At 68.9% G+C, this 9,651-nt stretch carries 10 protein-coding genes and 1 pseudogene; 8 read left to right on the forward strand and 3 right to left on the reverse strand.

Features of this window, described 5'->3' with window-relative positions:
- Window positions 1-2 precede the first annotated feature (2 nt).
- Window positions 3-281 carry a LysR substrate-binding domain-containing protein gene (locus ACT6S0_RS02055; protein ID WP_444762252.1) on the reverse strand — a complete coding sequence of 93 codons (279 nt, stop codon included), beginning with the start codon at window positions 279-281 and terminating at the stop codon, window positions 3-5.
- A 110-nt stretch (window positions 282-391) separates the two neighbouring features.
- Between ACT6S0_RS02055 and ACT6S0_RS02060 the strand changes: the two genes are divergently transcribed.
- From ACT6S0_RS02060 to rpiA, 8 genes are all read left to right on the forward strand, one after another.
- Window positions 392-610: an EamA family transporter gene (locus tag ACT6S0_RS02060; protein ID WP_444762263.1), complete on the forward strand. Its 219-nt coding sequence runs from the start codon at window positions 392-394 to the stop codon at window positions 608-610.
- Between the two features lie 28 nt (window positions 611-638).
- Entirely contained in the window at window positions 639-1,760 is a 1,122-nt protein-coding gene (locus ACT6S0_RS02065; RefSeq protein WP_444762253.1) for a 3-deoxy-7-phosphoheptulonate synthase, read from the forward strand.
- Window positions 1,761-1,874: 114 nt separating this feature from the next.
- Window positions 1,875-2,306, forward strand: coding sequence for a DUF2141 domain-containing protein (locus ACT6S0_RS02070; RefSeq protein ID WP_444762254.1), 432 nt, complete (start codon window positions 1,875-1,877; stop codon window positions 2,304-2,306).
- An 84-nt stretch (window positions 2,307-2,390) separates the two neighbouring features.
- Window positions 2,391-3,866, forward strand: a complete 1,476-nt coding sequence (locus ACT6S0_RS02075; protein ID WP_444762255.1) for a carotenoid oxygenase family protein — start codon at window positions 2,391-2,393, stop codon at window positions 3,864-3,866.
- A gap of 250 nt (window positions 3,867-4,116) precedes the next feature.
- Window positions 4,117-4,782: a PEP-CTERM sorting domain-containing protein gene (locus ACT6S0_RS02080; RefSeq protein WP_444762256.1), complete on the forward strand. Its 666-nt coding sequence runs from the start codon at window positions 4,117-4,119 to the stop codon at window positions 4,780-4,782.
- Window positions 4,783-4,797: 15 nt separating this feature from the next.
- Window positions 4,798-5,439, forward strand: a complete 642-nt coding sequence (locus tag ACT6S0_RS02085; RefSeq protein WP_444762257.1) for a PEP-CTERM sorting domain-containing protein — start codon at window positions 4,798-4,800, stop codon at window positions 5,437-5,439.
- Window positions 5,440-5,444: 5 nt separating this feature from the next.
- A complete protein-coding gene (locus tag ACT6S0_RS02090; protein ID WP_444762258.1) occupies window positions 5,445-7,214 on the forward strand; it encodes a glycoside hydrolase family 16 protein in 1,770 nt (589 codons plus the stop codon).
- 50 nt (window positions 7,215-7,264) lie between these two features.
- Window positions 7,265-7,924, forward strand: a complete 660-nt coding sequence (gene rpiA / locus ACT6S0_RS02095) for a ribose-5-phosphate isomerase RpiA (RefSeq protein ID WP_444762259.1) — start codon at window positions 7,265-7,267, stop codon at window positions 7,922-7,924.
- Window positions 7,925-8,014: 90 nt separating this feature from the next.
- Here rpiA and ACT6S0_RS02100 read toward each other — a convergent pair whose 3' ends face one another.
- Together ACT6S0_RS02100 and ACT6S0_RS02105 are read right to left on the reverse strand one after the other, a co-directional pair.
- Window positions 8,015-9,364, reverse strand: a complete 1,350-nt coding sequence (locus ACT6S0_RS02100) for a methyl-accepting chemotaxis protein (RefSeq protein ID WP_444762260.1) — start codon at window positions 9,362-9,364, stop codon at window positions 8,015-8,017.
- Between the two features lie 83 nt (window positions 9,365-9,447).
- Window positions 9,448-9,651, reverse strand: a pseudogene (locus ACT6S0_RS02105) (tRNA U-34 5-methylaminomethyl-2-thiouridine biosynthesis protein); the annotation flags it as partial.

Below are 9,651 nucleotides of genomic sequence, written 5' to 3' on the forward strand. Positions count from 1 at the left end.
TCTCAGTCGCGCTCCCAAGGCGGCACGTCGCCCATCTTCTCCAGCATGAATTCAATGAGCGCGCGCACCTTGGGCGCGGGGTGGCGGCTGGGCAGGTAGACGGCGTAGAGCGTGTCGGCATCCGCCAGCCCACCGATGGGTTGCCAGCCGGGCAGCACGGCGTGCAGGCGCCCCGCGCGCAGGTCGGCGCCGATGGCATAGGTAGGCAGCACGGCCAGGCCCATGCCGGCCAGCGCGGCCACGCGCAGCGACTCGCTGCTGTTGGCTGTCAGCCCGCTCACGAAGCGGAGCGCGCCGCGGGTCTCCGAGCACGGCTTGTGGCTCGCCGTGCGCGGCAAGATAGGCTGGCGCCGCGCACAGCACGTGGACGCCCGAACTGATCGGCGCCTGGCTGTGGCTCGGCCGCGTGAACTCCATCGGGGCCTTCAGCCTGATGTTCATCATGATCCGGCGTGGCCAGGCGGGGCATGTGGCGCGGCTGTTCTTCCTGATCCCGGGCGTGTCGGCGCTGATGGGCTTCGTGCTGCTGGGCGAGCGGCTGGCGCCGCTGGCGGTGGCGGGTTTTGCGCTATCGGCACTGGCGGTGAGCGTCGCAGCGGGCAAGAAGTGACAATGTCGGGCTTGCCCCGGAGCCCGACATGAAACCCCTCGACGACCCAAGCCACGACCGTGAAGTTGGCTCCCGCGACGAAACGCGCGACACCACGCGCACCGACGACACCCGCATCGGCGCCGTGCGCGCATTGATCAGCCCGGCGTTGCTGCTGGAAGAGCTGCCCATCCCGGACGCGACGCTGGAACTCGTCGAGAAGGCGCGCCAGGAGATCAGTGATGTGCTGCATGGCCGCGACGACCGCCTGCTCGTCATCGTCGGGCCCTGCTCCATCCACGACCACGACCAGGCGTTGCAGTACGCGCATCTGCTGAAGGCCGCGCGTGAGGAACTGAGCCGCGACCTGCTGATCGTCATGCGCGTGTATTTCGAGAAACCGCGCACCACGGTGGGCTGGAAGGGCTACATCAACGACCCGCGCCTGGACGGCAGCTTCCACATGAACGAGGGCCTGCGCCTGGCGCGCCAGCTGCTGCTGGACGTCAACGGGCTGGGCCTGCCGGCGGGCACGGAGTTCCTGGATCTGCTGTCCCCGCAGTACATCTCCGACCTGATCGCCTGGGGCGCCATCGGCGCGCGCACGACCGAGAGCCAGAGCCATCGCCAGCTCGCCTCGGGCCTGAGCTGCCCGGTCGGCTTTAAAAACGGTACGGACGGCGGCATCAAGGTCGCCAGCGATGCCGTGCTGGCCGCCAGCAGTGCGCATGCCTTCATGGGCATGACCAAGATGGGCACGGCCGCCATCTTCGAGACGCGTGGCAACGAGGACTGCCACGTCATCCTGCGCGGCGGCAAGGCGCCGAACTATGACGCGGCTTCGGTCGATGCCGCCTGCGACGCGCTGAAAGGCTCGGGCCTGCGCGAACAGGTCATGATCGACTTCTCGCACGCGAACTCCAGCAAGAAGTACGAGCGCCAGATCGACGTGGGCCAGGACGTGGCGGGGCAGATCGCCGGGGGTGACCCGCGCATCACCGGCGTCATGATCGAGAGCCATCTGCTGCCCGGCCGGCAGGACCTGGGCGAGGGCCAGACCAAGGCCGACCTCAAGCCCGGCGTCTCCATCACCGACGCCTGCCTGGGCTGGGCCCAGACCGAGCCGCTGCTGCGCGAACTGGCGGCTGCCGTGCGCACGCGGCGCGGCTGACGGCGCCCGGCCGCCGTTCGCACCGGCCAGACGCCAACCGTCGCAGCGCGCTCGCGCTGTGACGGCGCGGTTTCCAGAATTCAGTCATTCCCACTGCTGAACCTGGAGACCACCATGTTGAAGAGAGCCCTGGCCACCGCCGCCCTGATCGCCTTGCTGCCGCTGAGCGGGCAGGCCGCCGACATCACCCTGGAAGTCGAGGGCCTGGTTGCCAGCCCGACGGCCGGCGCGGCGCTGCTGGTCGGCATCTACACAGAAGCCGGCCAGTGGCTGAACAACGCGGCCTCCGGCCAGCGCTTTCCCCTCGATGCAGCGGTCGGCGGCAAGGTGACCGTCGTGTTGAAGAACCTGCCCCAGGGTCCGCTGGCCTTGAGCCTGTACCAGGATGCCAACGGCAACGGCAAGCTGGACATCAATGGCATGGGCGTCCCGACCGAGCCTTATGGCTTTTCCAACAACGCCAGCGGCCAGTACGGCCCGCCCAAGTTCGAGCAGGCCGTGCTGACGCCGGCCGCCGGCGCGCCGCTCAAGGTTCGGCTGAACTGAGGCGGTCATGAGCGCCGCGACGGGCCGCCTCAAGCAAGCTCGCTCCCGCCTGGCGGGCCAGGCCGCAGGCCGAAAGGTGCAGCCATGAGCACGACGCGCCGCTCCCTGCTGACTGCGTTGTTGGCCGGTGGCCTCAGCCCTGAACTGATGGCGCTCGGCCTGCCGGGCTTTGCCGCCGATGCGCCGGAGCTGGCACCGCTGCGCGGTTTGAGCGGTGAGAGGCTGGATGCACCGCACGTCGCCATCGAAGGCCGCCTCCCGGCAGGGCTCAGCGGTCGGTACTTCCGCAACGGCCCCGGCCTGATGCAACGGGCCGGCAAGCGCTACCGGCACTGGTTCGACGGCGACGGGTTGCTGCAGGCCTGGGCGCTGCAGGACGGCCGCGTGAGCCACCGCGCCCGCTTCGTGCAGACCGAGAAATTCCGCGCCGAGCAAGAGGCGGGCCGCTTCCTGCTGCCCGCCTTCGGCACCGCCATTGCGGCCGAGCGCCCGGTGCGCGGGCCGGACAGCGTCAATGTCGCCAACACCAGCGTGCTGCTGCAAGGCAACTCGCTTTACGCGTTGTGGGAGGGCGGCAGTGCCTACGAGCTGGACCCCGCCACGCTGGCCACCCGTGGCGTCAAGACCTGGTCACCCGAGCTCCGCGGCATGCCGTTCTCGGCCCACCCGAAGGTGGAAGCGGACGGCACGGTCTGGAACTTCGGCACTGCCAACGGCAGGCTCGCGGTCTACGAAATCGGCGCCGACGGGCAGGTGCGCCGCCACGCGGTACTGGACGTGGGCGCACCGGCGATGCTGCATGACTTCGTCGTGTCGCGGCGGTATCTGGTCTTCTTGCTGGCACCGATCACGATGGACATGGCGGCGGTTCGCGCCGGGGCGTCCATGGTGGGTGCGATGGGCTGGAACCCGGGCGGGTCGACCCGCGTCCTCGTCGTCGACAAGGCCGACTTCAGCAGGCAGCGCGTCATCGAGATGCCCGCCGCCCTCGTTTTTCACTTCGGCAATGCCTGGGACGATGGCCGCATGCTGCGCCTGGACTATGTCGAGAGCGTGCCGCTGCCGCAGTTCAACGGTGCCGCCGAGCAGATCATGCGCGGCGAGCGGCCGGCACGCGAGGTGTCCACGCTGCGCGTGTTGGAGATCGATCTGCAGACCGGTCGCCTGCGCGTCGCAGCGCGCGACGAGGCCGTCGAGTTCCCGGTGGTCGACGCGCGCGTCGTCGCGCAGCGGTATCGCTTCGTCTGGTATCCGACGGCTGTTGACACCGGCGCGCGTTGGGGCTTCAACGGGCTGATGCGGTTGAACATTGAGACTGGGGCGCGGGAGCGTTTCAGCTTCGGCGCTGATACGGTGGTCGAGGAGCATGTGCTGGTGCCGCGGCCCGGCAGCACCAAAGAAGGCGAGGGCTGGCTGGTCGGCATGGGCTACGACGTCAAGCGCCAGCGCAGCTTCTTGAGCGTCTTCGACGCGATGGCGCTGGCCGTGGGGCCCATCGCGCGCGCCTGGTTGCCCTACTGGGTGCCCTACGGCTTTCACGGCAGGTTCTACGCAGCCTGAAGCGCTGCGACAGGTCGCACCCGCAAGCCGCTCAGCAGCCGTGCCGAGCGGCTTTTTCGCATCGGCCGCGGCTCCTGACTAACCCGCAGAGCAAGGGCACTCGGCATTGACAGGCCGCACCCTTGACCCTATGGTCCGCCGCATGAAAGCGCTTTCAGAAAGCGGTTTCATGATTGGCGTTCGACCTGGCAGGTCGTCGCCGCCCGTTTTTGGATCGATTCCGAACTTCACTGAAAAACAAGGAGACGACATGTTGAACTTGAAGACCTACACGGCCTTGGCCACTCTGTTGCTGGCCGGCGCCGCCGGCGCGGACACGACCAACGGCTTTGCCAATGGCGGATTCGAGACGCCCGGCGGCGCCGTAGCGGCGGGCTGGCTGACGGCCCCCACCGGCAACCCGGTCATGCCCACCGCCCACGCGCACAGCGGCAGCGCCGCCGTGCTGTTGACCGTGCCCAACGGCTTCGGCGCGTCGACGCTGTTCCAGGACTCGTTCGCCCACGGCGGCCTGCCCGCATTGACGGCCGCCAACGTCGGCGACACCCCGGTGCTCAGCTTCTGGGTCAAGGGCGATGTCAGCCCCACCGGCAACATCATGTTCTCGTTGAGCTACATGGGCGACAACGGCAGTCTGTGGAGCAGCGGCAACCGCTTCTTCCAGGACGACATCAACGGTAGCAGCTGGACGCGGATCAGCTTCCAGGCCGCGGCCATTCCCGCCGACACGAAGTCGCTATTCCTGGAAATCAACACCGCCGTCGGCCCGCTGCTGGATGGTCGCGTCAATGCCGTCTACCTCGACGACGTGCAGTTCATGCTGACCACCGCCCCTGTCCCCGAGCCCGAGACCTACGCGCTGCTGATCGCCGGCCTCGGCATCGTGGGCGCCATCGCGCGCCGCCGCCGCGCCTGAAACCGGGAGACCGCCATGACACGCCATACCCACGCCGTCACCAAGATCGCCGCTGTCCTGTTGCTGTGCGGCTTGACCGCCCATGCCCATGCGTCCGGCACCGTCGTGCTCGACACCTATCAGTCCGACATCAGCTGGCTGGACGGGTGGCCCAACCCGCTGGCCCAGGGCCAGGACATTGCCATCCCGTTCGCGCTTGCCGATGCCACCTCCATCCAGTCCATCCTGACCTCCATCGAGCGCACCGATGGCAGCGGTGGTGTCACGGTGGGCATCCTCGCGCGCGGCGGGGCGCTGCCCACCGGCACCACCTGGCTCTACAGCACCCATCTCGCCGACCCCGTTGTCAACACCTGGCTGACCCCCTCGGGCTGGGCGCTCGACGCCGGGAACTACTGGCTGGTCGCCATGCCCGACAGCGGCTTCATCGGCCAATGGCAAAGCGCCACCAGCGACGCGACGGCCAACTGGGCCCGCAGCACCAGCACCGGCGCGTGGGTGACGGTTGACTCGCCCTTCATCGGCATGCCCGCCGCCCGCATCACCGTCACCAGCGCCGTGCCCGAGCCCTCGACCTACGGCCTGATGCTCGCAGGTGGCCTGCTGCTGGCTGCCGCCGCCCGCCGCCGCCCCTTCAACGCCAGCCAGCAAGGATGATCCCCATGAAGCCTCAACAATTCGTGCGCGCCGCGACCGGTGGCCTGCTGCTGGCTGCCAGCATCGCGGCCTCGGCCAGCGTCACCAGCCCGGTCATCGGCAAGCTGCTCTGGTCCGAGGAATTCAACGGCCCCGCGCTGGACACCGCCGTCTGGACCGCCACCACCGGCAACGGCTGCCAGATCGGCCTGTGCGGCTATGGCAACCAGGAGCTGCAGTACTACAGCCCTAACAACCTCAGCATCACCAACGTGCCCTTCGAGCCGGCCACGCGCGCACTCGCCATCACGGCCAAGCGCGAGACCGTGGGCAGCAACCAGTTCACCTCCGGCAAGGTCGACACGTCCGGCAAGGTGCAGGTGAAGTACGGCCTGGTCGAAGTCCGCATGGCCACGCCCAAGGTCGGCGTGGGCCTGTGGCCGGCCGCCTGGATGCTGGGCACCAGCCCGCAAGTCTGGCCGCGCAAGGGCGAGATCGACCTCATGGAAATGGGCGGCCGCCAGCCGGCCGGCCTGCCGCCGATCTCGCCGGACCAGTTTGTCGGCGCCAACGTCATCACCTTCAACGAGGCGGCCTGCGTGCCCGGCAATGAAAGCTGCGCGGCCTCTACCGCCTGGCAGACCAAGAACTGGTACACGCCCAGTCGCTCGCTGGCCAACCGGTTCGTCACCTACCGCCTTTACTGGACCGACACGCAGATCCGCTTTAGCGTGCTCGACAACGGCCGCGAGGTCGACATGTACAAGGCGCCGATCTCCACGGTCGGTTCGCCCGCGCTGCAGGCGCCGTTCTACCTGCTGCTGAACCTGGCCGTGGGCGGCAACTTCACGCCCGCCGCCACGCCCGAGCAGATCACTGCGCCGCTGCCCGGCACGGCCTACGTCGACTACGTGCGCGTCTACGAACTCGACGGCAAGGGCGAGGTCAAGCTGGGGCTGGGTATCGAGCCCGAGGTCGGCAGGTTCGGTGTCTTCACCGACAACACGCCCGTGGACAACAAGCAGGTGCCGGGTGTGTCGTCGGACGTCTACATCTGGAACCAGGGCTCGATGACCGCCGGTGACATCCCGCCGTACGAGGGCACGGGCGTGCTGGCCTTCCGCTACTTCGCGCCGGGGCAGTGGTTCGGCGGCAGCATCCAGTCGCGCCAGGTGCGCGACATGAGCGGTTTCCGCAATGGCCACATCAAGCTCAAGATCAAGGCGCCGGCCAACGTCGCCTTCCGCATCGGCATGCAGGACACCTACACCAACCAGAACGCGGTGACCTTCCCGGCGAACACCACCGCCTACGGCCTGGTGCGCAACGGCGAATGGGGCACGGCCACCATCCCCGTGGCCGAGATCGCCGGCCCCAGGATCGCGCTGCAGTCGATGCTGGACATGTTCCAGTTCTTCAGCGTCGACGGTGCCTTGCCGAACGCACAGTTCCAGATCGCCTTCGACGACATCATTTGGGACTCGGGCGTTGCCGGCACACCGCAGCTCGCGGTCAAGCCGGCCATGGCGAAGGCGGCATCGGTAGCGGACGAATCGGCCCAGACCGGCGCCAGCACGCTGGAGTTCGCGGCTGCGGCCTCGGGCTGGGTGGATGTCCACTACAGCGTCAACGCCGGCGAAACGCAGACGGTGCGCATGCGCCAGGACGGCAAGGCCAGCCGTTACACGGCGGGCGGCCTCAAGAAGGGCGACGTCGTCGAGTACCGCTTCACCGCCTGGGATGCAGCGCGCGGCGTCGCCGTTGATTCAGCACCCAGCAAGGCGGTCATCAAGTAGGCCGACGCGATCGGTGCGGCCTGGGCACCGATCCCGGCAAAATCGGCGGCATGAACCAAGACCAGCTCAAGCAACTCGTCGGCCGCGCCGCCCTTGACTACGTCACACCCGGCCAGATCGTCGGGGTCGGGACCGGCTCCACGGTCGACTGCTTCATCGACGCCCTGGCCGCCAGCGGCATGGCCGTGGCCGGCGCCGTGTCCAGTTCCGAGCGCTCCACGCGGCGCCTGGCCAAGCACGGCATCCGCGTGCTGGAAGCCGCCGAGGTGACCGGCCTGACCGTCTACATCGACGGTGCCGACGAGATCGACGGCCAGGGACACATGATCAAGGGCGGCGGCGCGGCCTTGACGCGCGAGAAGATCGTCGCCGACCTGGCCGAGCGCTTCGTCTGCATTGCCGACGATTCCAAGCTGGTGCAAGCCTTGGGCAAGTTCCCGCTGCCGGTCGAGATCATTCCGATGGCCGCCGCCCAGCTGACGCGGCGCTTTGCCAGCATCGGCGGTACCGCCCGGCTGCGCCCGGGTGTGGTCACCGACAACGGCGGCCACATCCTCGATGTGACCGGCCTGTCCATCGCCGACCCGTTGGCTTTCGAGACCGAGGTCAACCAATGGCCCGGCGTCGTCACTGTCGGCGTGTTTGCTCGCCACAAGGCCCAGGTCTGTCTGCTCGGCGGTGCCGGGGGCGTGAGGACGCTGACCTTCTGAGTGCACTGACCGCAAAGCAAAAGAGCCGGGCGGGACCCGGCTCTTTCATCGCGACGCAGGCGCGCCCCTTGGAAGGTTGACCGAACCTTCCTAGAACGTTTCCCAATCGCCGTCGGCCGCCGGAGCGGCTGCGGGGGCTGCAGGGGCTGCGGCCCGCGGCGCGGGGGCAGACGCCGGCTCCGCCTTGCGCACCGGAGCGGCCGGCTTGGCGCCGCCACTGCCGCTGCCGCTGCCGCTACCCGTTGGCTTGGACGCCATGGTGGGCTTGGGTGCTGGCTTCGTGTTCGTGTTGGAGACCGGCTTCGCGACCGGCTTGTGCGCCGCCTTGGCGCCCCCCGCCCGCGATGCCGAGCCGCCCAGCTTGAACACCGCGATGGCCTCGGCCATGCGGGCCGACTGCTCGCGCAGGCTCTCCGCCGCAGCGGCGGATTCCTCGACCAGGGCTGCGTTCTGCTGCGTCATCTGGTCGAGCTGCACGACCGAGCCGTTGACCACGCCGATGCCCTCGCTCTGCTCGCGCGCCGCGGCGCTGATCTCGCCAATGATGTCGGTCACGCGCTGCACGCTGGCGACGATCTCGGTCATCGTGCTGCCGGCCGCCTGCACCTGCTGGGTGCCGGAGTCGACGCGCTCGACGCTGGCGCTGATCAGCGTCTTGATTTCCTTGGCCGCGCCGGCCGAGCGCTGTGCCAGCGAGCGCACTTCGGCGGCCACCACCGCGAAGCCGCGGCCCTGCTCACCGGCCCGGGCCGCTTCCACTGCGGCGTTCAGCGCCAGGATGTTGGTTTGGAAGGCGATGCCGTCGATGGTGCCGATGATGTCGTTGATCTTGCGCGAGCTTTGGCTGATTTCCTCCATCGTCGAGACGACCTGCGACACCGCTTCGCCACCGCGCCGGGCCACCGTGGCGGCGGAGCTGGCGAGCTGGTTGGCGGTCATCGCCGCATCGGCCGTCTGCTTGACGGTGCCGGTCAGCTCGGACATCGAGGACGCCGCGTTCTGCAGGTTGCTGGCCGTCTGCTCGGTGCGCTGGCTGAGGTCGAAGTTGCCGGTTGCGATCTCGGAGCTGGCCGTGCTGATACTGTCGGCGGCGCTGCGCACGTCGGTGATGATCTTCTGCAGCGCCGACTGCGTGTCCTGCAGGGCCGACATCAGGCGGCGCATCTCGCCGCTGCCGCCGCTGCTGATCGGCTGGGTCAGGTCGAAGCGAGCCAGCGCCTCGGCCGCCTCGGCCGCTTTGGCCAGACCGGAGCCGCCGCCGCCGGAGGTCAACACGGCAGCGATGCCGGCCACCCAGGCCAGTCCGAGGCTGACGCCCAGCCACAGCTTGGTCGCCCCGGTGTCCGCCAATGCTGAATAGGCCATCAGTCCGCCGATGGTCGTGAGGATCAGCACCAGGCCCAGGGCCAGGGTCAGACGTTGCGCGGGGCTGTTGGGCATGGCGGTCTCCGTGATTGGGCGCTTCAGGGAAGCCTGAAGTAAACGGGGCAGTTTGCCTCGCCAGGCCGCCTCGCGGGCCGCGATCAGCCGCCTAAACCGGGATTAGTTGCGCGGCGCGCCCGCCGTAGCGCGAAGCGCAGCGGATCCACCGCATCCAGCAGTTCGGCCTCCAGCGGGCGCGGCGAGCCCAGCGCCAGCGCCGCCGTGAGCTGGCCGGCCAAGGCCGCCCAGCCGATGCCGCGCGACGCGAAGGCGGTGCAGACGACCAGGCCGGCGCGGCGTGGCTG

The sequence above is a fragment of the Roseateles sp. genome (assembly GCF_052436255.1).
GTDB lineage: Bacteria > Pseudomonadota > Gammaproteobacteria > Burkholderiales > Burkholderiaceae_C > Pelomonas.